This is a genomic window from Streptomyces sp. NRRL B-1347, assembly GCF_000720325.1.
Taxonomy (GTDB): Bacteria; Actinomycetota; Actinomycetes; order Streptomycetales; family Streptomycetaceae; genus Streptomyces.
Genome location: NZ_JOJM01000004.1, coordinates 168,167 through 189,998 on the forward strand (window position 1 = coordinate 168,167; position 21,832 = coordinate 189,998).

Below are 21,832 nucleotides of genomic sequence, written 5' to 3' on the forward strand. Positions count from 1 at the left end.
CCCGCACGATCGCCGTCGAGACCTCCCTCGACGAGCTCGTCGGTGAACTGTCCGCGAACGGCGTCGACGGCATCGTCGTCCACAAGGGCACCGCCCGGCACCTGGATCCGCGCTGGTTCGCGAAGACCTCACTGATCGTCCACCTCAGTGCCAGCACCGCGCACGCCCCGGACCCGGACGCGAAGTACCTGGTCGCCAGCGTCGAGGACGCGCTGCGGCTCGGCGCCGACGCGGTGAGCGTGCACGTCAACGTCGGCTCGACCACCGAACGCGAACAGGTCGCCGACCTCGCCCGCGTCGCCGAGGCCTGCGGCCGCTGGAACGTCCCGCTGCTCGCGATGATGTACGCCCGCGGCCCGTTCGTCGAGAACCCCCTCGACCCGGTCCTGCTCCGACACGTCGCGACCCTCGCCGCCGACCTGGGCGCCGACATCGTGAAGGTCCCGCACCCGGGCACCGAGGAACTCATGGCCGAGCTCGTCGGCTGCTGCCCCATCCCCGTCGTCGTGGCGGGCGGCCCGGCCCGCAGCGACACCGGCGAACTCCTGGAGCACGTGGCGTCGACGATGCGCGCCGGCGCGGCCGGAGTCGCCATGGGCCGCAACGTCTTCCAGGCGCCCCGGCCCGGCGTGCTCGCCCGGCAGATCGCCGCGCGCGTGCACGAACGCCCCGCGATCATCCCGGCGCTGAGCAGCACGCTCTCCGCGGGCTGAGGCGCCCCGCGCCGCCCCGCCTCCTCGCGCCGCCCCGTCCCCTCGCGACGCCGCGCCGCTGCTCCCCGCGACCGCGCCGCCGCTGCCGACGCCGGGTCCGGCACGACGCCACGCCGGCCCGCGCACCCCGCCCGCGAACCACCGGCTCCACGGAAGGACTCGCCATGAGGACCGCCCAGAGCATGGCCGCCGCCCGAGACACCCGTCAGCTGCTCGACGATCCCTCGCTGCACGCACACTCGCCCGGAGAGGAGTTCGCCCAGGCCGCCTCGCTCGACGGCGGCGGCGACGACTTCGCGCTCTCCTTCCGGAGCTATCTCCCCACCGCGTTCCCCCTGTTCGCCGAGCGGCCCCGCTACACCGTGCGCCAACTGCTCAACGCGGCGACGGTCCGCGACCGCGGCAAGGCCGTGCCCTACATAGAAGAGACCCGCCCGAACGCCGTGGCCCACGCCGCCTCCGGCACCAGCTACGAAGCGACCCTGGAGGCGGCGTTCGGCCCGGGCCTCGCCGCGACGGACTTCACCGACCTGACCGTGTCCCTGCCCGTCCCCGACGGCCTGCTCGCCCACCCCCGGCTGCTCGCCGCCTTCATCGACCGGCGCCTGCTGGTGCGCGTCGGCGTCCGCGAGAACCAGACGCTGCTGCACGGCAGCGCCGACGGCGTCGTCCCGGGCCTGCTCAACCTGCCCGGACTGCGCCGCGTCAGCACCGACCACGACCTGCTCGGCCAGCTGACCGAGGCCGCGGCCCTCGTCGAGGAGACCGGCGGTTCCTGCGACGGCGTCGTCGCCCACCCCTCGCTGTACTGGAAAGCCGTCGAATCCGGCCTCCTGGACCGGGTCGCCACCGCGGGCCTGCGCATCGCCCGCACCCGGATGATGCCCCGCGACCACATGCTGCTCGCGGACTTCCGCGCGGCCGCCACCCTCCTCGACCCGCAGGACTCGACCCTGACCCTGCGCCGGGGCGCAGGACGCGACGGCGCGGACCTCATCGAGGCCCGCTGCCGCCTGGCCCTCGCCGTGCACCTCCCGCAGCACTTCGTGCTCGTCGGCCCGGGGACGGCGACGGCATGAGCGAGACGCGCCCCAGGGTTCTCTACATCACCGGCATGATGCGCTGCGGCAGCACCATGCTGGGCAACGTCCTCAACGAGGTGCCCGGCGTCGTCCACGTCGGCGAGCTGTACTACCTGTGGCGCAACGGGCTGCTGCGCTCGGGGACCAACTCCACCTGCGGCTGCGGCGAGGAGATCACCGCCTGCCCGCTGTGGTCCGCGGTGCTCGGCTCCGGCAACGTGCCCGACACCGCCGACTACGCCCGCCTGATGATCGCCGTGCAGTCCGGCTACCTGCGGGCCCGGCACACCGCGCTGCGCCTCGCCGAGGCACGCGGGCTGCGCACGCCCCCCGCCCCCGTCACCGAGGCGACCGGCGCCATCCGGTCGCTCTACCAGGAGCTCGGCAGGCAGCTCGGCGTCCGGCTCGTCGTCGACAGCTCCAAGTACCCGGCGGAGGCCGCCGCCCTGCTCGGCCGCCGCGACCTCGACGTACGCGTCCTGCACATGGTGCGCGACCCGCGGGCGACGGCGTACTCGTACCAGCGGGGCAAGAGCTACGTCGCCGAGATGGACCCCGTGCGCAGCACCGGGTACTGGTCCGCGATCAACGCCGCGTCGGACCTCATCGGCGTCGCCGCCGGAGACCGCTATCTGCGCGTGCGCCACGAGGACTTCGCGCGCCGCCCGCAGCACGTCCTCGGCGAGGTGATGCGCTTCGCGGGCCTGACCGAGCCCAACCCGCTCGACGAGAAGGGCCGCGTCACCCTCGGCGACAACCACACCGTCACCGGCAACCCCGACCGTCTCAACCGCGGCCAGGTCACCATCACCGCCAGCGACCGCTGGCGCACCGAACTGGACTTCTGGCCCCGGGCCTGCGCCGTGGCCGGAGCCGGACTGCAGATGTACCGCTACGGCTACGCCGGGATCCGCTAGCCCGCGACCCGGCCGACGCGCAACCACCGTACCGACCGCGGAGACAGGGAAAGAACAATGGACTTAGGGATTCAAGGCAAGGCCGCCCTCGTCGCCTGCGCCAGCAGCGGCCTCGGCCTCGGCGTCGCCCGCGCCCTCGCGGCGGAAGGCGCGCACGTGTCGATCTGCGCCCGCGGGGGCGAACGCCTCGCCGCGGCACACCGTGAGCTCGACTCCCTCGGACAGGGAAAAGTCCGCAGCGAGAGCGTGGACATGAGCGATTCCGCGGCGGTCGCGCGATGGGTGGAGAACACCCGCGAGGAGTTCGGCGCCGTCGACATCGTGATCAGCCACACCGGCGGCGTCCAGCAGGGCACGGTGGGGGAGTTCGGCGTCGACGACTACCGCACCGCCGTCGGCACGACCATGCTGCCGCACATGGCCCTGGTCGTCGCGGCCACCCCGTACCTGAAGGAGAACGGCTGGGGCCGGCTCGTGCTGATCACCTCGGAGTCGGTGCACCAGCCCATGCCCCACAACGTGCTCTCCGGCGTGGCCCGCACCGGACTGCACGCCTACGCCCGCAACCTCGCGGACGACTTCGGGCGCACCGGCGTCACGGTCAACGTGCTCGTGCCCGGCTACCACCGCACCCCGGCACTGCGCGGGCCCGGCGGCACGGACCCGGACCGGGCCGCCCGCGAGGTGCCCCTCGGCCGGGTGGGCGACCCCGACGACTTCGGGGCGCTCGCCGCCTTCCTCGTCAGCGCGCGGGCCGCGTTCGTCACCGGCGCCCAGCTGCTGGTCGACGGCGGCAACACGCGCGCGCCGGTGTAGCCCTGCCCGGCCCCTCCACTCCCCGCAGACCACGGCACACGGAAGTGAAGCATGCCCCAGACCGAAGACCTCGCCGGGCGCGTCCCGGCCGACCTCGCCGAGAAGTTCCGAGCCGAAGGATGGTGGCGTCGCGACGCGACCCTCCTGGACGACGTGCGCCGGCACGCCCTGGCCCACCCCCAGCGCAAGGCGATCGTCTGCCGGCACACCGACGGCCGCCCCACCGAGAGCCTGACGTACGCGCAGCTCGTCGCGGCCGTCGAGCGGCTCGCCGCCGGACTCGCCGGGCTCGGCGTGCGCCACGGCGACGTCGTCACGCTCCAACTGCCCAACTCCTGGCAGCTCATGGCCCTGTCCCTGGCCTGTGCGCGCATCGGCGCGGTGGCCGGGCCCGTGCTGCCGATCATGCGGCGGCGCGAGGTGGGCTTCATCCTGGAACTCACGGAGTCCCCCGTCTACATCGCCCCCGCGACGCACCGGGGCTTCTCCTTCGCCGAGATGAGCGGAGACCTGGCCGAGCGGACCCCCACGCTGCGCCACCGGGTGCTGCTCGGCGCCGCGGACCTGGACCCGGACGGGCCCGGCCTGCGGGGCGCGCTCGACTTCGACGACACCCTCCTCGGCGCCACCGGCCCCGGCGCCGCGGGCGACGTGCCGATGCGCGAGGCCGGGCCCGACGACATCGCGTACATCATGTTCACCTCGGGCACCACCGGCGAGCCCAAGGGCGTGGTGCACAGCCACAACACGCTCTACGCCACCAACCGCACGCAGGCCGAGGCGCTCGGGGTGACGGGCGAGGACGTCACCGCGATGGGGTCGCCGACCACCCACAACGCGGGCTACACCTGGAACTTCGTGATGCCGCTGCTGCACGGCGCCACCTGTGTGCACATCGACCACTGGGATCCGGCGGTGATGCTGCGCGCCCTGGAGGAGGAACAGGTCACCTTCTTCATGGGCGCCCCGCCGTTCATCGTCGACCTCGTCGCCCAGCAGCGGGCCGACCGCCGCGACCTCAGCAGGCTCAGGACCTTCGCCACGGGCAGCGCGCCGATCCCGCCGGTCCTGGTGGAGCAGGCGCACGACGTGCTGGGGTGCCGCCTCTACGCGCTGTGGGGCATGACCGAGAACGGCTGCGTGACGGTGACCCGTCCCACGGATCCCCTGATGCGCGCCGCCGAGAGCGACGGCACGGTCCTCACGGGCATGGAGATCCGCGTCGTCGACGCGCCGAACGGCTCCCCGGTGGTGCCGGGCGCCACCGGCCGCCTCCAGGTGCGCGGCGCCCACCAGTGCCTGGGCTACTACCGCCGCCCCGACACCTACCGCGAGTCGCTGAGCGACGACGGCTGGTTCGACACCGGCGACCTCGCCCGCGACGACGGCCACGGCGGCATCCGGATCGTCGGCCGGGACAAGGACCTGATCTCCCGCGGCGGCGAGAAGATCCCGGTGGTCGAGGTCGAGGCCGCCCTCCTGCGCCACCCGGAGGTCAAGGACGTCGCCGTCGTCGGCTACCCCGACGACCGGCTCGGCGAGCGGGCCTGCGCCGTCATCGTCCCCGAGGACGGCGAACCGCCCGCCCTTGCCGCGCTGCAAGAGCACCTGCGGGTCCTGGGCATGGCCAAGCAGTACTGGCCCGAGCGCGTCGAACGCAGCGCGGCGCTGCCCAAGACCCCCACAGGCAAGGTGCAGAAGTTCAAGCTCAGGGCGCAACTCGCCCACTCATGAGGGGTGTAGCCATGCACTTTCAGTTCTCCGACGACCAACACGCCCTCGCCAAGCGGGTGCGTGCCTTCATCTCCGGCCAGGTGGCGCCCTTCGCCACCGAGCACGACCGGACCGAGACCTTCCCCGCGGGCTACTTCGCCCGCTTCGCCGACGAGGGCCTGTTCGGCCTGGGCATCCCGGTCGAGTACGACGGACAGGGCCTGGACGCGGTGAGCGTCGGCGTGGCTCTCGAAGAGGTCGCCCGCGGCGAGCCCGCGGCCTGCCACCCCGTCCTGAACGCCACCCTGATCGGCTCGATCCTGAGCCAGAACGGCACGGAGGCCCAGCAGGCCGCGTACCTGCCGCTCATCGCCCGCGGCGAGGCCATCGTCGCGCTGTGCCTCACCGAGCCCGACCACGGCACGGACGCCGGGGGCATCGAGTTCGAGGCCGCCCCCGACGGGGACGGCTGGCGCCTCTCGGGCACGAAGACGTCCATCATGGTCGGCGCGTACGCCACCCACGGCCTGGTCTTCGCCCGCACCGAGGACACGGGCAGCCGGGGCATCACGGCCTTCTTCGTGCCCCTGGACCAGCCGGGCGTCCGACGCGAGCGGCTGCGTGACCTCGGGCACCGGGCCGGGGGCCGCGCCACCCTCGTCTTCGACGACGTCGCCGTCGGCCCGGAGCACCGGATCGGCGCCGCAGGCGAGGGCCTGGCCAAGGTCCTCTCCGGGTTCAGCTACTCGCGGGCGCTCATCGCCCTCAACGCGATCGCCGCCGCGCAGGTCGCCCTCGACGAGGCGTTCGCCCACGCCCGCGAGCGCCACGCCTTCGGCAAGCCGCTCGGCACCTTCCAGGGCGTCACGTTCCCGCTGGTCGAGCACGCCACCTATCTCAAGGCGGCCCGGCTGCTGGCGTACGAGGCGCTGTGGCGCAAGGACCAGGGCCTCGAACACCGCGTCGAGGCCAACATGGTCAAGTCGTGGGCGCCCAAGGCGGCCGTGGACGCCATCCACCAGGCGCTGCTCACGCTCGGGCACCTGGGCTGGTCGGTGGACCGCCCGATGGAGCGCCGGCTGCGGGACGCCATCGGACTCCAGCTGGCGGACGGCACGGCCAACGCCACCAAGCTGGCGGTCGCGCGGGAGCTCCTCGGCCGCGCGTACGCGCCGTGAAAGCCACCGGGCCGCGTGCGCGTGCCGAAGCTCAGGGTGAGGTGCTCACGGTGAGGTGCTCAGGGTGAGGAGTGAGAAGTGACGACGATATGGCTGACCGGACTGCCCAGCTCCGGGAAGACCACACTGGCCCGCGAACTGACGGCGCGCCAGTCCGCGCGGCGGGCCGTGGAACACCTCGACGGCGACGTCCTGCGCCGTGAGATGTTCCCCGAGCTCGGCTTCAGCAGGGACGACCGGATGGAGAACATCCGGCGCATCGGAGACCTGGCGGTGCTCCTCGCCCGCCACGACGTGCTGGTCGTCGTCTCCGTCATCGCGCCGTACCAGCAGGCGCGTGACGCCGTGCGCGCAGCCCACCGCGCGCAGGGCCTGCACTTCGTCGAGGTGCACGTGCACGCGCCGCAGACGGTGTGCGCCGCCCGCGACGTCAAGGGCCTGTACGCGCGGGCCGCGAGCGGCGCGCTGTCCGGGCTCACCGGGGCGGGCGACGTCTACGAGGTGCCCAGCGCACCGGACGTCCAGGTGCGCACGGCCGAGCGCGGCGTCGAGGAGTGCGTGCTGACCATCGAACAGGCCCTCGCCGCCACCGAGCGGCGAGGCAAGGAGGCACTGGTATGAGCGTGACCACCCTGGTCGCCGCCGACACGAGTACGACGGCGCTGGAAGCCGAGGCCATCCACATCCTGCGCGAGGTGGCCGGGGAGTTCGACCGGCCCGTCGTGCTGTTCTCCGGCGGCAAGGACTCGACCGTCCTCGTCCACCTCGCCGTCCGGGCGTTCGCCCCCGCGCCGGTCCCCTTCGAGCTGCTGCACGTGGACACCGGGCACAACTTCCCCGAAGTCCTCTCCTTCCGCGACCGGTTGGCGCGCGAGCACGGGCTGCGGATGACGGTGGCCGCCGTGCAGGACTGGATCGACAGCGGCGAGCTCGAAGAGCGGCCCGACGGGCTGCGCAACCCGCTGCAGACCGTGCCGCTGCTCAAGACCATCGAGAACGGGCGCTACGACGCCGCCATCGGCGGGGGACGCCGCGACGAGGAACGCGCGCGGGCCAAGGAACGCGTCTTCAGCGTCCGCAACGCGTTCGGCCACTGGGACCCGCGCCGTCAGCGCGTCGAGCTGTGGAACCTCTACAACGGGCGGCACCGCCCCGGCGAGCACGTGCGGGTCTTCCCCCTGTCCAACTGGACCGAACTCGACGTATGGCGCTACATCGACCGGCACGACGTGCCGCTGCCATCCCTGTACTACGCCCACACGCGCCCCGTGTACCGGCGCGACGGCATGCTCCTGACGCCGGGCCCGTGGGGCGGACCGCGGCCCGACGAGCCGCTCACCGAGCGACTGGTCCGCTACCGCACCGTCGGCGACGGCTCGTGCACCGGCGCCGTGGAGTCCGCGGCGCGCACCACCACGGACATCATCCGGGAGATCCAGGCCTCCCGGCTCAGCGAGCGGGGCGCCAGCAGGGCCGACGACCAGATGTCCGAGGCCGCCATGGAGGACCGCAAGCGGGAGGGGTACTTCTGATGACACGGGATCTGCTGCGACTGGTGACGGCGGGCAGCGTGGACGACGGCAAGTCCACGGTGGTCGGCCGTCTGCTGTACGACACCAAGTCGGTGCTCGGCGACCAGATCGACGCGGTGCTGCGCGCCAGCGTCCAGCGCGGGCTCGACACCCCGGACCTGGCCCTGCTCGTCGACGGGCTGCGGGCCGAACGCGAACAGGGCATCACCATCGACGTCGCCTACCGCTACTTCAGCACCGCGCGCCGCACGTTCATCCTCGCCGACACGCCGGGCCACGTGCAGTACACGCGCAACACCGTGACCGGCGCGTCCACCGCCGACCACGCCGCGCTGCTGTGCGACGCGAGCAAGGGGATGCTGCCGCAGACCCGCAGGCACCTCGCGGTGATGGCGATGCTCGACGTGCCGGGCCTGACCCTCGCCGTCAACAAGATGGACCTGGTCGACTTCGCCGAGGACACCTTCCTGGAGATCCGCGACGCGTTCGTACGCCAGGCCCTCGACCTCGGCTACGCCGCCGACCGCGTCCTTGCGGTCCCCGTGTCCGCGCTCACCGGCGACAACGTGGTCACCACGTCACCGCGCACGCCCTGGTACGAGGGACCGACGCTCCTGGAGCGCCTGGAGACCGTCGAGGTGGACCGCCCGGCGGCCGGGGCAGCCTTACGGATGCCCGTGCAGTACGTGCTGCGCGACCAGCGCGACGGCTACCGCGGCTACGCGGGCCGGATCGCCGCCGGGTCCGTGCGCGCGGGCGACGAGGTCGTCGTCCTGCCCGACGGCGTACGCACCGTCGTCGACCGGGTCGACACACCCGACGGCGACGTGCCCGAGGCGGCCGCGGGCAGCACGGTGAGTCTGGTGCTGCGCGACCAGGTGGACATCGGGCGAGGCGATCTGATCGCCTCGGTCGCCCGGCCTCCCGAGGTCACCGACCAGCTCGACGCGACGGTGTGCTGGCTGGGCGACACCCCCCTGGAGGCCGGTGCGCGGCTGCTGCTCAAGCACGGCACCCGTACCACCGCCGCCCAGGTCACCGAGCTGATCTCCCGGTTCGACGAACAGAGTCTGAGCGTCGTGGCCCGCCCCTCGGCTCTGAACCTGAACGACACCGGGCGGGTCCGTGTGCAGGTCGCCAAGGGCCTGCCGGTGGACGGCTACACCGAGTGCCGCTCCACCGGCACCTTCATCCTGATCAACCGCTCCGACGGCAACACGGTCGGGGCGGGCCTGATCGGCGACCCGATGTCGGCGTTCGTCGGTCTGGCGACGCCGTCCGCGCGGCCCGAGCCGGTGACCCCATGACCGGCGACACGACCTGGACTTCGACCTTCGACACGACCCCGGGCGCGGGGGACCGCCCGCCGCGCGCGCCCGTCGTCGCCGTGATCGGGGCGGGCGCGAGCGGCACCCTCGCCGCCGTGCAGCTGCTGCGCCGGTGCACGGACGGCGGACGCCGTCTGCACCTGCTCCTGATCGACCGCACCGGCGAGTTCGGCCCGGGCGTCGCCTACCGCACCCGCGACCCCCACCACCTGCTCAACGCGCCCGCCAGAGCCATGAGCGCGCTCGCCGACGACCCGGACCACTTCGTCCGGTGGGCGGCGGCCCAGGGCCGCGACGTCACGCCCGGCACGTTCCTGCCGCGCGACGACTACGGCCGCTACCTCACCGGGACGCTGCTCGCCGAGGAGGACCGCGCGGCCGGGCTCGTCACCGTCGAGCACCTGACGGACGCGGTCGACGAGGTCCGGCCGGACAGCACCGGCGTGCACCTGACCTTCGCCGACGGCGCACCGCTGCGGGCCGACGCGGTGATCCTGGCCCTCGGCGTGGGGACGGACGACCCGCTGGCAGCCCTGATGCCCGCCGCACCGGACCGCTATCTCGCGAACCCGTGGAGCGACGGGGCGCTGCACCGCATCGAGGACGGCCAGCGGGTCCTGGTCCTCGGCACCGGACTGACCATGGTGGACGTGGCCCTCTCGCTCAGCAGGCACCACCCCCGCCTGACGGTGCACGCGCTGTCCCGGCACGGCCTCGTGCCGCACGCGCACCGCCCGGCCGCCGCACGCGCCACGCCGCCCACCGCACCGCCCCGGGCCCGGTCCGTCGGCGACCTGCTGCGCCACGCCCGCCGGCACCGCACCGACAACCCGGGCCACTGGCGCGAGTACGTCGACGACCTGCGCCCCCATGTCGCCGAGCTGTGGCAGCAGTTGGACCTGGACGCACGACGCCGGTTCCTCGCCCATGTGAACCCGCTGTGGAACGTGCACCGCCACCGCATCGCACCCGAGGCGGGCCGGGACCTCGACCGGCTGATCCGCTCCGAGCGGCTGCGCGTCGACGCGGGACACGTACGCGGCGTCCGTGGCGACGGACCGGCGGGCTACCTCGTCGACGCGGTGATCGACGGCTGTCCGCGCACCGTGCGGGCCGACTGGATCGTCAACGCCGCGGGCTTCTCCCGGCGTCTGGTGGACCAGCGCAATCCGCTGCTCCAGCAGATGCTCGCCGACGACGTGGTCCGCCCCGACGCCACGCGCCTGGGCATCGACACCACGGGGGACGGACGGGTCGTCGGCGCCCACGCCGCGAGCCGGGCGCTGTTCGCGCTCGGGGCACTGCGTCGCGGCACGCTCTTCGAGAGCAGCGCGGTCCCCGAGATCCGCGGGCAGGCCGCGGCCATCACGGCCGCGGTGCTCGCGATGCTCGCGGCGCCGCGGGCACGGGATCCGCTGCCGCTGGTGGGAGGCGTGCGGCGGTAGGGGCCCGCGCCGCCGCGCTGGCGGCTGAGTGCGGAGAACGGCCCCGCGGCGGCGGTGTCAGCCGACCGTGCGGCGCTGGCGGAAGGCGTGTGCCTTGGCCTGGTTGCCGCAGGTCTCCATGGAGCACCAGGTGCGGGCCCGGTTGCGCGAGTGGTCGTAGTAGGCCCAGCGGCAGCCGGGCTTGCGGCACACCTTGAGGCGGCTCCACGTCCCGCTCGCCACGGACTCGGCGACCATGCCGAGCAGCGCGGCGACGGCGCCGCCGACGGTCGCGGGTGCCAGGGGCACGAGGCGCGGCGGCGTACTGGCCACGTCCAGGACGAGCGGGGCCGCGCGGGCGATGTCCGCGAGCTCGTCGCGCATCTGCGTGACGACGCCGTCCGGGGTGTCATCGGCCAGACGGACGGGCGCGGGCGCGGCGGCCGCGTTGTTGGCGGCGACCAGGGCCCTCAGCCCCTCGCGTGCGCGGATGACCTGGTCGAACTCGGTCGGAGCGCAGTTCGCACCGGCCGGTACGAGGTCCCGGGCCCGGAGCCAGTCCAGCAGGTCGTCCGGGGTGCGCAGCAGATCGACCCGGTACACCAGGCTGTGGGTGTTGATCAGCTCCTCGACCCAGCGCAGCGGGAGGGGAGCGGTGCCCGCCTCCTCGACGAACGAGGCCGCCTGTGCGCCATGTCCGGCCATGGCCACCACCCTTTCCCCTGCGGTCGGAACGTTCAGGTCACTGTAACCAACTATTGGCTATGGCTGGTAGGTAACCGGCATCAGCTCTATGATGGTTACGGATGGGGGATCCGGCGGCTTCCGCCGTCCCCGGCACCGATCGATCCGCAGCAGCTAGTGAGAGGAATCCCATGGCTACCGATGAGTCGACGGAGGCGGGGAGGGCCTTCGAGGCGCGGGCGCACCCGCCCGGAGCCGCGCCGGACGCGCCACGCCCGCCACGCGCGACGGCGTCCTGGCTGATCGCGCTGTTCACGGGCGCCTTCGCGGTGTCCTGCACCGAGTTCGTCCCGGTCGGGCTGCTCCCGCAGATCGCGGACGACCTGTCGGTCTCCGAGTCCGCCGCGGGCCAGCTGGTCACCACCAACGCCATCGCGTTCGCCATCGGCGCGCCGCTGCTGGCCGCCGTCTTCGCCAAGACGGACCGCCGCCGCGTGCTGCTCGCCACGCTCAGCCTGTTCGCGGTCAGCCACCTCATGGCGGGCCTCGCGCCGAACTTCGCCGTCCTGATGCTCTCCCGGGTGCTCTCCGGCGCCATGATGGGCCTCTACCTCGCCACCGCGCTCACGGTCGCCGCCCGCCTCGCGGCCCCCGAGCGACGGGCCCGCTCCATGGCCACCATCGTGGCGGGCGTGAGCACCGCGACGGCGCTCGGCGTCCCGGTGAGCACGGTCCTCGGCCACGGTGCCGGATGGCGCGTGCCCATGCTCGGCATCAGCGCGCTCGCCCTGCTCGCCCTGGGCCTCGTCGCCACCGCCGTCACGAAGTCCGGTACGGACGACGGGCCTTCGCTCCGGGTCAGGTTCACGGCCCTGCGCAACCGCACGGTCCTCGTCGGCCTCGGCGCGATCATGACGTTCTGGGCCGCGTCCTTCACCGTGTACACGTACGTGGTGCCGCTGCTCGAGGACCGCGCGGGCATCCACGGCGCGCTGGTGACCCTGACCCTCTTCCTGGCCGGGCTCGGCGCGGTGGGAGGCAACCTGATCGGCGGCCGCAGCGCGGACGCCCAGCCGCGCCGCACGCTGATCGTCACCACGGGAGTGACCACGCTCGCGCTGTTCGCCGCCCTCCCGGCCACGACGACGCCCGCGGCCGCGATCGCGCTGATCGCCGTCTGGCAGCTCGCCGCCTGGTCCTTCGTGCCGGCCGTGCAGTCGGTGCTCTACCAGGCCGCCGGACCCGGCGGTGACCTGGCCGTGTCGTTCGCCATCTCCGGGTTCAACGTGGGCATCGTCGCGGGCGCAGGGCTCGGCGGCGTCGCGCTCGACACCGGCGGGCTCAGCGCGGTCGTGCTCCTCGGCGCCGCGCTCGCCGTGATCGCCACGGCATTCGTGGCCGCGCTCGTCGCACGCCGCCGCCCCCGACAGGGCGAACGCGAGGGCCTGCGGCAGATCGCACGACAGGACACAGGACAGGACACAGGACAGAGAGAGGACACGAACATGGCGAGCACGGCAGGCACCACCTCGCGGACGGCCGCGCCTTCACTTCCGCCCACCGAACGGCACTTCGACGCGGTCCTGTTCGACATGGACGGCACCCTCCTCGACTCGCGCGCCGCCGTGGTGCGTGCCTGGCGCCAGTGGGCCGTCTCCGAAGGCGTACCGCCCGAACTGGTCAGCCGCTCCACCGGCCGCCCCGCCAAGGAGATCGTCGCCGACCTGGTGCCCGCCGACCGGGTCCAGGAGTCCCTCGCCGCCTATCTGCGCATCGCCTCCAGCGACGTGGAGGGCGTCGCCGTCCTGCCCGGCGCGGGGGACGCGCTCGCCTCGGCCCGCCCCCGCACCGCGATCGTCACCTCCTCCACCCGCGCCGTGGCACGGGCCCGGCTCGCGGCGGCCGGTCTTGACGAGCCCGACCTGATGATCACCGCCGAGGACAGCGCCCGCGGCAAACCCGCCCCCGACCCCTACCTCCTCGCCGCCGAACGCCTGGGCCTCGACCCCGCCCGCTGCCTCGCCGTCGAGGACTCGGCCACGGGACTCGCCTCGGCCCGCGCGGCGGGCTGCACCACCCTGGGCCTGACCCACGACGACGCCCCCGACAGCCTCACCGCGGACCTGCTGGCGACGGACCTGTCCCGGCTCAGCTTCCACCTCGGCGCCGACGGGGTGGCCCTGCGCACCGCACCCATGGCGGTGCCGCAGCCGGACCCGCTCACCACCTAGCCGGACCACGCCCGGCCCGCAGGAAGGGGCCGGGCGTGTCCGCAGCGGTACGGGGGCTCTGCCCGGGCGCAGTTGCCCGGCGGAAGGTCAGATCTTTTCCAGTACGTAGGTTCCGGTGCCGTCGGCATTGCCTTGGCTGTACTGGCGCATCGCCGTGTCGTCCACCACGCGCTCCTGGCCGACCATGTATCCGTTGGCCTTGAGCTGGATGCCGACCAGGTCGCTGCCGGGGACGTCCCGGTAGAGGTAGAAGCGCTGGAAGTCATCGGCGGTGCGGCAGGGGTCCATGCGGAACTGCGCGCCTTCGGCGTTGCTGTGGTCCGTCATCGTCGCGCACCGGCCCTTGTAGCTGTTGACCAGGGCGTACTCGGTCTTGCCGTTGCTCTGCGGCCCCTCGCACATGCTCCACGTTCCGCCCTCGGGCAGCCGGGGCCCGGGCCGCAGGCGGAAGTAGTCACCGGCGCCGAAGGTCACCCAGAAGAGTTTGCGGTCCGGGGTGCCGATGCGGTACTTGCCCGGCAGGCAGGTGAAGCCGGGCGGCACGGAGCTGGTCCCGCGCTCGCTGTTCACGGACGCCTTCCGGCCCTTGTGCGCCGTGTCCGGCGCGGGGGCCTTGCCGGTCTGCTTCTTCGCCGCCGTGCCCTCGCAGCCGAGGATCTCCTGCGCCTTCTTCATGATGGTGCCGGCGGGCACGTGGTCCTCGCAGCGGATCGCGCCCTCCTCGATCGTGGAGAAGGTCGTGTACTGCCCGCCGGGCCGCTCGGTCCACTGCGTGGCGTACGTGCCGTCACCGCGGTCGACCCGGTCGCAGTTCAGGCTGCCGTACTCGCCGGTGACCTTGCGCGTGCCCTGGTAGAGACCGTAGTAGCCGGGCTGCGTGAAGTTCCAGGTGATCGTCTGTTCTTCGGCGCTGGTGGTGGCGGTGGTCTTCTTGACGGTCCGGTTCACCGCGGTCTCGGCCTTGACCAGCACCGCGTGGGCGAACCCGACGGTCACGGTGGTGGACGTGCCGACCTCCACCGTGACCTGCGTCTGCGTGCTGAGCTTGACCGACTGGCTGCCCGTCGAGCCCGCCGTGACGAAGTAGCTCTTGAAGTGCGTGATGGTCGGCTCGACCTTGACGCTCTTGATGAACGGGTACCGCTTGCCCAGATCGGCGGAGGTACAGGCCTCACCGGCCTGCGGGCCACCCGCCGCGGCGGCGGGGCCCGCGAGGGCCGTCACGCCGACCAGGGTCGAGGTCGCCACGAGCGCGAGCGCGGCCGTGCCCGTGGTGAGGCGTCCGAGTACCGGACGCAGCTGTCTGAGTCGCATGGTCCCCTCCTGCTGTCGGTGGTGCGGCCACGAAGTCCTTGCCGCTCAGGCAAGACTGTGGAAACTTCCCGCACAGCAACACGACGGAACCCGCCATGCTCATGACCGGATTCCGCCGGAGCCGCCCGCTCGCAGGGGAGGCAGCGGGCGACCGCCGCGGCAGCGGCTCAGGGGGCGATCGGGAGCTGGCGCTTGTGTTCGGTGAGGCGGTAGCGGCGGACGATGGCCGTGAAGGCGGGCTCGTCGACCGGCTTGCCTTCGAGGAGGTCGTCGATGTCGTCGTACGTCACGCCGAGCGCGTCCTCGTCGGGCTTGCCCGGGCTCAGCGTCTCCAGGTCCGCGGTCGGGGTCTTCCACACGAGTGCGGCCGGCGCTCCCAAGGCGTCGGCCAGGGCGCGGACGCGCCGCTTGGTGAGGCCGGTGAGCGGCACCACGTCGGCCGCGCCGTCGCCGAACTTGGTGAAGAAGCCGGAGACCGCCTCGGCGGCGTGGTCGGTGCCCACGACCAGGCCCTCCTGCGCGCCCGCGACCGCGTACTGGGCCATCATGCGCTGCCGGGCCTTGATGTTGCCGTGGACGAAGTCCTGGTGGTGCGCGTCGCGGAAGGCCGTGCCCGCGGCGAGGACGGCGTCGAGGGCGGCGTCGCTCGCGGGCCGCACGTCGACGGTCAGGACCTGGTCGGGCCGGATGAAGTCGAGCGCCAGCTGCGCGTCGTGCTCGTCGGCCTGGGTGCCGTACGGCAGCCGCATCGCGAAGAAGGTGGCGTCGCGCCCGGTGGCGCGGACCCGCTCGACCGCGAGCTGGCACAGCCGGCCCGCCGTCGTGGAGTCCACGCCGCCGCTGATGCCGAGCACCAGCGAGCGAAGCCCCGTGGAGGTCAGCTGGTCGGCGAGGAACGCCACCCGGCGCTCGATCTCCTGCTCCACCTCGAAGGACGGGCTCACCTGGAGGTCGCGGGCGATCTCCTGCTGCAGGGATATGGGCGCCAAGTCGGTCACGGTCGTTCCTCGGTCGGGGGCGGCACGCGCCGTCGGCCGGGGCCGCGCGCGTCACAGGGGACGCAAGCACTCTAGAGGAAGGCCTGATGGCGCCCGCCGCCAGGCGGCTCAGGCCTTGGTCGGCACCTCCACCGGGACCTCGCCCTGGTCATCGGCGCCCTCGGCCGGGGCGGGATGCGGGCCACGGGCTCTCAGTACCTTGTTGACGCGCTCCGCATCGAGGTCGTTCTCCCAGCGGGCGACGACGAGCGTGGCCACGCTGTTGCCCGCGAGGTTGGTCAGGGCACGGCACTCGGACATGAACTTGTCGATGCCGAAGATGAGCATGATGCCCGCCGCCGGGACGGTGCCCACCGTGGACAGCGTCGCGGCCAGGGCGATGAACCCGGCCCCGGTGATCCCGCCGGACCCCTTCGACGTCAGGATCATGACGGCGAGCAGACCGAGCTGCTGGCCGAGGCTCAAGGGGGTGTCGGTCGCCTGGGCGATGTACACGGCGGCCAGGGAGAGGTAGATGGAGCTGCCGTCCAGGTTGAAGGAGTACCCCGTGGGCACCGTCAGGCCGACGATGTCACGCCGGATGCCGAGTCCTTCGAGCTTCTGCATCAGACGCGGCAGGGCGCTCTCGGACGACGAGGTGCCGAGGACGAGGACGAACTCCTCGCGCAGATGGCGGAGCAGCCGGAAGATGTTGATCCGGAGCGCGGCGGTGACCGTGCCGAGCACCACGATCACGAAGAACGCGGACGTGCCGTAGAAGAGCCCGATGAGCTGTCCGAGGCTGGTGAGCGTGGAGATCCCGTACGCGCCGATGGTGTAGGCCATCGCGCCGAAGGCACCCACCGGAGCGGCCAGCATCACGTAGTGCAGGATCTTGAAGGCGACGGCGCTGAGACGGTGGATGCCCTCGACGAGCGGTTCGCCGACCGGCCCGACGGCCTTGAGGGCGACGCCGAAGAGCACCGAGAGGAAGATGACCTGGAGGATGTTGCCCTCGGCGAAGGCGCCGACGGCGCTGTTGGGCACGATGTCGGTGAGGAAGTGCCACCAGTCCTGGTCCTCCCCGTCCTTGACGTACTGACGCGCGTCGCCTTCAAGGCGGAGCGCGCCCGGGTCGGCGTGGACGCCCGCCCCCGGCTGGAAGACGTTGACGGCGAGCAGGCCCACGAGCAGGGCGGCGAGCGTTCCCGCCTGGAAGTAGAGCAGTGACTTCAGGCCGACGCGGCCGACGCGGCCGAGGCTGTCGACGCCGCCGATGCCCGCCACGACCGTCAGGAAGACGATCGGCGCGATGAGCATCTTGATGGCGGAGACGAACGTGGTGCCCACCGGCTCCAGGGCGGTGCCGACCGAGGGCCACAGCCAGCCGGTGAGCACCCCGGTGACGATGGCGGTCAGGACCCAGAAGTAGAGCTGCCGGTACCAGGGCCGCTTGGGCGCGGGGGCGGGCGCCGGTGCGGAGGACGCGGGTGCTGCCATGGCGTTTCTCCTCGTCGGGGAACGGGCGCAACCGGCCTGTGGGCTGCTCGCGGCGGCCGCGGGCGGCTCACGGGGCGGGGGTCAGAGGAGTTCGAGGACCTTGTCGGTGAACTCGGCGGTCGTGGCGGTGCCGCCCAGGTCGCGGGTGCGCACGTCGGTCTTGGCGAGGAGGCCCGCGACGGCGTCGGTGACGTCCTTGGCCGCCGCCGGATGGCCCAGGTGGTCGAGCATCATGGCGGCCGACCAGATCGCGCCCAGCGGGTTGGCGACGCCCCGGCCCGCGATGTCGGGCGCCGAACCGTGCACCGGCTCGAACATCGAGGGGAACTCCCGCTCGGGGTTGAGGTTGGCGGCCGGTGCGATGCCGATGGACCCGGCGATCGCGGCCGCGAGGTCGCTGAGGATGTCGCCGAAGAGGTTGGAGGCGACCACCACGTCGAACCGGCCCGGGGCGAGGACGAACTTCGCCGCGAGCGCGTCGATGTGCTCCTGGTCCCAGGTCACCTGAGGGAAGTCGGTCGCGCGCTCGGCGACGAGCTCGTCCCAGAACGGCATGGTGTGCACGATGCCGTTCGACTTCGTGGCCGACGTCAGCCGGCCGCCGCGCCGCGCCGCGAGGCCGAAGGCGTAGTCCAGGACGCGGCTGACACCGGCCCGGGTGAACACGGCCTCCTGGACGGCGAGTTCGTCGGGGAAGCCGGTGTTGAAGCGGCCGCCGACCTGGCTGTACTCGCCCTCCACGTTCTCGCGGACGACCACGAAGTCGACGTCGCCCGCGCGCGCGGCCCGCACCGGGCTCTCGATGCCCTCGAAGACGCGGATGGGCCGCAGGTTGACGTACTGGCGAAAGCCCCGCCGGATCGGGATGAGGAGACCCCACAGCGAGACGTGGTCGGGCACCTCGGGGTGGCCCACCGCGCCGAGCAGGATGGCGTCCTTGTCGCGCAGCTGGTCCAGGCCGTCGGCGGGCATCATCGCGCCCTCGCGCAGATAGCGCTCGCAGGACCAGTCGTCGTACGAGGTGTAGGTGAGACCGAAGCCGTGCCGACGGCCGAGGACGTCGAGGACCTGCTGCGCGGCGGGCAGCACTTCGGTGCCGATGCCGTCGCCGGGGATCAGGGCGATGCGGTGGTTCGTCATGCCGTCGATTCCAGCAACGCGCCGGCGGCGGCGTCCAAGACGCAAACTGGATCTGCCTTATAGGCAGGCCTTATCAGCGGCCTGTCACAGGGCCTTGCCCGGCTCGCGCGATTCGACGGCGGCCGCGGCGAACGCACCGGCCGCAGGGGACAGCACGCCCCGCCTGCTGACCAGGGCGATGTCCAGCGTGGTCGCGGGCTCGATGTCCAGGACGCGGGTGCCCGCCTGCTGTGCGAACTCCCGCCAGGAGTCCGTGACGACGGCGAGCCCGACCCCGGCCAGGACGAGCGGAAGGAGGGCCACCCGGTGCTCGGTCTCCGCGGCCACGGTGAAGTCGACGCCCCGCTCGCGCAGCGCGTCGACGTAGGCGCGCATGCCGGTGCCCGGCTGTCCGACGATGAGGCGCTGCCCGGCCAGCTCCTCGCAGGCCAGCGCGGACCGCCCGGCGAAGGGACCGCCGGGCGGCACCACGAGCACGAACCGCTGCCGCCCGAGCACGTGCGCGGCGACCTCCTTCTCGGACACGGCTCCGGCGGTCGCGAGCAGCCCCAGCTCGACCGCGCCGGTACGCACCATGTCGATCACGTCCCGCGCGGTGAAGGCCGCCTTGACGGCCACCGAGACGCCCGGATGGTCGTCGCTGAACGCCCGGATCAGCGTGGTGAGCGGCTCCACCGCCTGCGACGGCATGGAGGCGATGTCGAGGCGGCCCTCGCGCAGCTCGTGCACGGCCGCGACGCTCGCCCGCGCGGTCTCCAGGCTCCGCACGGCCGCGCGCGCCGGTTCGATGAGCGCCTTGCCCGCCTCGGTGAGGACCGCCCGGCGCCCGATGCGGTGGAAGAGCTCCGTGCCGAAGTCACGCTCCAGGGCCCGGACGGCCTGCGAGAGCGACGGCTGCGACACGTAGAGCGCCGCAGCCGCCCGGTTGAACCCGCCCCGGTCGACGATCGCGAGGAAGTACTCCAACTGCCGGACATCCATACGCGCACCCTCTCAGAGCCGTCGGTGAGTTCCTGCGTCACCGGGAAAGAGGGCGACGTTTCTTCTAGCTGATGCGCTTCGTGGGGGAGAAGTGCACCTTACTGCCGACTCCCGAAGTGTGGACCGAGCCAACTCCTTGTACATATGCTCCAGGGTTCGCTTGCTCCGTCTTGCTCAGGCACAGCACGGTCGTATTTTCCTGAATCCCGTCGTAGCACGCCTGGAAACCGCGTTGGTAGCGGTCTTCGACAACGGAGGCCTGCGCTGACAGGTCCGCCGGGGCGTTGACTTTCACGATGGTCGCGCCTTGGAAAGCCCTGCCGTTGATGATGACGCACTGCTGGACGTAGACACGGTCCTGCTTCACCGTGTCGGAGCAGTGCCAGTTGTCCTTGATTCCCGTGAACTTGAACCAGGGGTTGTCGGCGGCACTGGCATTCGAGCTGAATCCGATGACTGCTGCCGCAGTCGCGCCGAGCACGGCGACGGACCTCTTGAAAATGGGCATGGCGATCCCCTCGTAGGTAGTGCGGGCCTGATCTTTCTGACGGTCGTGCGAGCAAGGTGGGGCGGGAGGCGCCTACTTGATGGGCACCGTGGGCGACATGTGCCATGTGGGGACCGTAGCGCCGACGATGACTTCTGCCGCCCCTTGGACGTAGGACCCGCGGGCGGCGCGGAGCGTTTCACTGAGGCACAGAACCGTTTCGTCTGAAATGGCTCCGGCGCAGGCAACGCGGCCGTCCGATACGCGATTCCGGATCGCGGAGGTATAGGACTGCGCGTTCACCGAGGTGTTGGTGGTGATGATGGTCGCCCCCTGGTAGGCGATCCCATTGACGATCACGCACTGCTGGATGTAGGCGCTTCCTTGTTTCTCCGTCGTGGAGCAGTGCCAGTTGCTCTTTATCCCGTCGAAGGGGTACCAGGGGTAGTCCGCCGCACCGGCAGTGGGAGCGGATCCGATGACGGCTGCCGCAGTCACGCCCAGTGCGGCGATGTACTTCTTGAGCTTTCGCATGGCGCCCTTTGTTCGAACGAAGAAGGACTTACGGAACGAAGATTATCGGAACTGCTAGTGCCGTATGCTGTCACAGTGGAGAAAGCAGCGCAACCAACTGGGCGCCCTCGTGAGAGCCGTGTGGATCTGGCGGTCGCCGCCGCCGTCCGCGAGCTGCTGGCCGAGGTGGGGTATGGACGGGTGACGGTGGACGCGGTGGCCGCCCGTGCCGGGGTGGGCAAGGCAGCGATCTACCGGCGGTACGCGACCAAGCAGGAGATGCTCTTCGCGGCAGTCGTGCACGACACCCCCGCGGCGACCCTGCCCGACACCGGCTCCCTGAGAGGTGATCTGACCGCCCTGGCGCACGTTGTCGTCGGCCAGCTGGCGGACCCGGCAGGAGCCAGCGTGGTGCTCAACCTGATGGCCGAGGCGTCCAACAACCCCGCCCTCGTCGAGCGGTTCACCCCCGCCTTCATCGACTCGCAGCGAGCCGTGATCACCATGCTCGTCGAACGCGCCGTGGACCGCGGCGAACTGGCGGAGCTGCCCGACCTCGACCTGCTCCACGCCCTGCTCGGCGGCACGGCCCTTTCCTGGCTGCACACCCTGCGCCTCGACCCGCAGGACCTGCCCGACAAACTCGCCCGCCTCGCTTGCACGGCGCTCGGGCACGCATGACCGGGGCGGGCCTCCGCGCACGCGGCGTTGGCGGCGCGGGGGAGGCGGGCTTCCCCAGCGCCGTCGCGGGGCGGGGCCGCTAGCCGAGCCACGCCCCCTTGCGCATGAGCACGCGGCCGGTCAGTTCAGGCTCACCGCGCCAGGCAAGGACGCTCTCCGGGGTCACCCGCACGTAGACGAAGGCGCCCTCGTCCGCCCGCGGGTCCCAGCCGAACTTCGTCGCGAATCCGGCCGCGCCCTCCCCGGGCACCTCGCTCGCCGGGAAGCAGTCCGCGCGGCCGCGCAGCTGTACCACGTCGAACGTGTCCGGCAGGGACAGGCGTACGCGGGGATCCGCCCGCAGGTTGCGCGCGGTCGCCGTGGCCTCGCCGGTGCACAGCCACAGCGCCCGCCCGTCCCACCAGAACCACAGTGGTACTTGGTGCGGGCCGCGGTCCGGGTGCGCGGTGGACACCCAGACGTCCCGTTCGCGGCCGAGCCGCGAAAGCGTGTCGCGGACGCGTTCGCGCAGGTCGCGGCGCGTGTTGTCAGTGTTCTGCATGGTGACCGACCGTAGCCAGTGCCGGGGGAGCGCGCATGGGGCAGCGGACCTACGTCCGAGGTCCGAGAGCGCCGGGCCGG

The 21,832-nt window shown here is 72.4% G+C and carries 21 protein-coding genes; 12 read left to right on the top strand and 9 right to left on the bottom strand.

Annotated features, from left to right (window positions below; genetic code table 11):
* Positions 1 to 8 precede the first annotated feature (8 nt).
* The 10 genes from IG74_RS0106130 to IG74_RS0106175 all read left to right on the top strand — a co-directional run bounded on the left by IG74_RS0106130 (position 9) and on the right by IG74_RS0106175 (position 10,724).
* Positions 9 to 713, top strand: coding sequence for a 2-amino-3,7-dideoxy-D-threo-hept-6-ulosonate synthase (locus IG74_RS0106130; RefSeq protein ID WP_420709864.1), 705 nt, complete (start codon positions 9 to 11; stop codon positions 711 to 713).
* 164 nt (positions 714 to 877) lie between these two features.
* Positions 878 to 1,792: a family 3 encapsulin nanocompartment shell protein gene (locus IG74_RS0106135; protein WP_030670866.1), complete on the top strand. Its 915-nt coding sequence runs from the start codon at positions 878 to 880 to the stop codon at positions 1,790 to 1,792.
* Entirely contained in the window at positions 1,789 to 2,712 is a 924-nt protein-coding gene (locus IG74_RS0106140; protein ID WP_037824588.1) for a sulfotransferase domain-containing protein, read from the top strand. The genes IG74_RS0106135 and IG74_RS0106140 overlap by 4 nt, the downstream gene beginning before the upstream one ends.
* Before the next feature lie 57 nt (positions 2,713 to 2,769).
* Complete coding sequence (locus IG74_RS0106145; RefSeq protein WP_030670870.1) at positions 2,770 to 3,528, top strand: SDR family oxidoreductase; 759 nt, start codon at positions 2,770 to 2,772, stop codon at positions 3,526 to 3,528.
* Between the two features lie 51 nt (positions 3,529 to 3,579).
* Positions 3,580 to 5,262, top strand: coding sequence for an AMP-binding protein (locus IG74_RS0106150; protein ID WP_030670872.1), 1,683 nt, complete (start codon positions 3,580 to 3,582; stop codon positions 5,260 to 5,262).
* Between the two features lie 11 nt (positions 5,263 to 5,273).
* Complete coding sequence (locus IG74_RS0106155; protein WP_030670875.1) at positions 5,274 to 6,419, top strand: acyl-CoA dehydrogenase family protein; 1,146 nt, start codon at positions 5,274 to 5,276, stop codon at positions 6,417 to 6,419.
* Between the two features lie 78 nt (positions 6,420 to 6,497).
* Positions 6,498 to 7,040 carry an adenylyl-sulfate kinase gene (gene cysC, locus IG74_RS0106160; RefSeq protein ID WP_051854611.1) on the top strand — a complete coding sequence of 181 codons (543 nt, stop codon included), beginning with the start codon at positions 6,498 to 6,500 and terminating at the stop codon, positions 7,038 to 7,040.
* Complete coding sequence (gene cysD / locus IG74_RS0106165) at positions 7,037 to 7,951, top strand: sulfate adenylyltransferase subunit CysD (RefSeq protein ID WP_199818786.1); 915 nt, start codon at positions 7,037 to 7,039, stop codon at positions 7,949 to 7,951. Before cysC ends, cysD begins: the two co-directional genes overlap by 4 nt.
* Positions 7,951 to 9,258: a sulfate adenylyltransferase subunit 1 gene (locus tag IG74_RS0106170; protein ID WP_051854612.1), complete on the top strand. Its 1,308-nt coding sequence runs from the start codon at positions 7,951 to 7,953 to the stop codon at positions 9,256 to 9,258. The genes cysD and IG74_RS0106170 overlap by 1 nt, the downstream gene beginning before the upstream one ends.
* Positions 9,255 to 10,724: an FAD/NAD(P)-binding protein gene (locus tag IG74_RS0106175; protein WP_051854613.1), complete on the top strand. Its 1,470-nt coding sequence runs from the start codon at positions 9,255 to 9,257 to the stop codon at positions 10,722 to 10,724. Before IG74_RS0106170 ends, IG74_RS0106175 begins: the two co-directional genes overlap by 4 nt.
* Before the next feature lie 57 nt (positions 10,725 to 10,781).
* Here IG74_RS0106175 and IG74_RS0106180 read toward each other — a convergent pair whose 3' ends face one another.
* Positions 10,782 to 11,408, bottom strand: coding sequence for a CGNR zinc finger domain-containing protein (locus IG74_RS0106180; RefSeq protein WP_051854664.1), 627 nt, complete (start codon positions 11,406 to 11,408; stop codon positions 10,782 to 10,784).
* A 170-nt stretch (positions 11,409 to 11,578) separates the two neighbouring features.
* Here IG74_RS0106180 and IG74_RS47735 point away from each other — a divergent pair, with 170 nt between their 5' ends.
* Positions 11,579 to 13,618: an MFS transporter gene (locus IG74_RS47735; protein ID WP_051854614.1), complete on the top strand. Its 2,040-nt coding sequence runs from the start codon at positions 11,579 to 11,581 to the stop codon at positions 13,616 to 13,618.
* A gap of 87 nt (positions 13,619 to 13,705) precedes the next feature.
* Here the strand turns inward: IG74_RS47735 and IG74_RS0106190 are convergent, their stop codons facing one another.
* The 7 genes from IG74_RS0106190 to IG74_RS51960 all read right to left on the bottom strand — a co-directional run bounded on the left by IG74_RS0106190 (position 13,706) and on the right by IG74_RS51960 (position 20,551).
* Positions 13,706 to 14,932 (bottom strand): hypothetical protein, encoded by a 1,227-nt coding sequence (locus tag IG74_RS0106190; RefSeq protein WP_051854615.1) that lies wholly within the window; start codon positions 14,930 to 14,932, stop codon positions 13,706 to 13,708.
* A gap of 167 nt (positions 14,933 to 15,099) precedes the next feature.
* Positions 15,100 to 15,930, bottom strand: coding sequence for an ammonia-dependent NAD(+) synthetase (gene nadE / locus IG74_RS0106195; RefSeq protein WP_030670897.1), 831 nt, complete (start codon positions 15,928 to 15,930; stop codon positions 15,100 to 15,102).
* A 108-nt stretch (positions 15,931 to 16,038) separates the two neighbouring features.
* The gene (gene dctA, locus IG74_RS0106200) at positions 16,039 to 17,409 is read right to left on the bottom strand and encodes a C4-dicarboxylate transporter DctA (protein WP_051854616.1); all 1,371 of its coding nucleotides are present in this window, start codon (positions 17,407 to 17,409) and stop codon (positions 16,039 to 16,041) included.
* An 81-nt stretch (positions 17,410 to 17,490) separates the two neighbouring features.
* Entirely contained in the window at positions 17,491 to 18,549 is a 1,059-nt protein-coding gene (locus tag IG74_RS0106205) for a tartrate dehydrogenase (protein ID WP_030670908.1), read from the bottom strand.
* Positions 18,550 to 18,633: 84 nt separating this feature from the next.
* Positions 18,634 to 19,530, bottom strand: coding sequence for a LysR family transcriptional regulator (locus IG74_RS0106210; RefSeq protein WP_030670911.1), 897 nt, complete (start codon positions 19,528 to 19,530; stop codon positions 18,634 to 18,636).
* Between the two features lie 64 nt (positions 19,531 to 19,594).
* Positions 19,595 to 20,038, bottom strand: coding sequence for a hypothetical protein (locus tag IG74_RS0106215; RefSeq protein ID WP_030670914.1), 444 nt, complete (start codon positions 20,036 to 20,038; stop codon positions 19,595 to 19,597).
* Between the two features lie 72 nt (positions 20,039 to 20,110).
* On the bottom strand, positions 20,111 to 20,551 hold the full coding sequence (locus IG74_RS51960; protein ID WP_030670916.1) for a hypothetical protein: 441 nt from the start codon (positions 20,549 to 20,551) through the stop codon (positions 20,111 to 20,113).
* Positions 20,552 to 20,671: 120 nt separating this feature from the next.
* Here IG74_RS51960 and IG74_RS0106225 point away from each other — a divergent pair, with 120 nt between their 5' ends.
* Positions 20,672 to 21,211 (top strand): TetR/AcrR family transcriptional regulator, encoded by a 540-nt coding sequence (locus IG74_RS0106225; RefSeq protein WP_051854617.1) that lies wholly within the window; start codon positions 20,672 to 20,674, stop codon positions 21,209 to 21,211.
* A 79-nt stretch (positions 21,212 to 21,290) separates the two neighbouring features.
* On the opposite strand, the gene IG74_RS0106230 is transcribed toward IG74_RS0106225, so the two are convergent.
* Entirely contained in the window at positions 21,291 to 21,752 is a 462-nt protein-coding gene (locus IG74_RS0106230; protein WP_030670924.1) for a pyridoxamine 5'-phosphate oxidase family protein, read from the bottom strand.
* Positions 21,753 to 21,832: the final 80 nt, after the last annotated feature.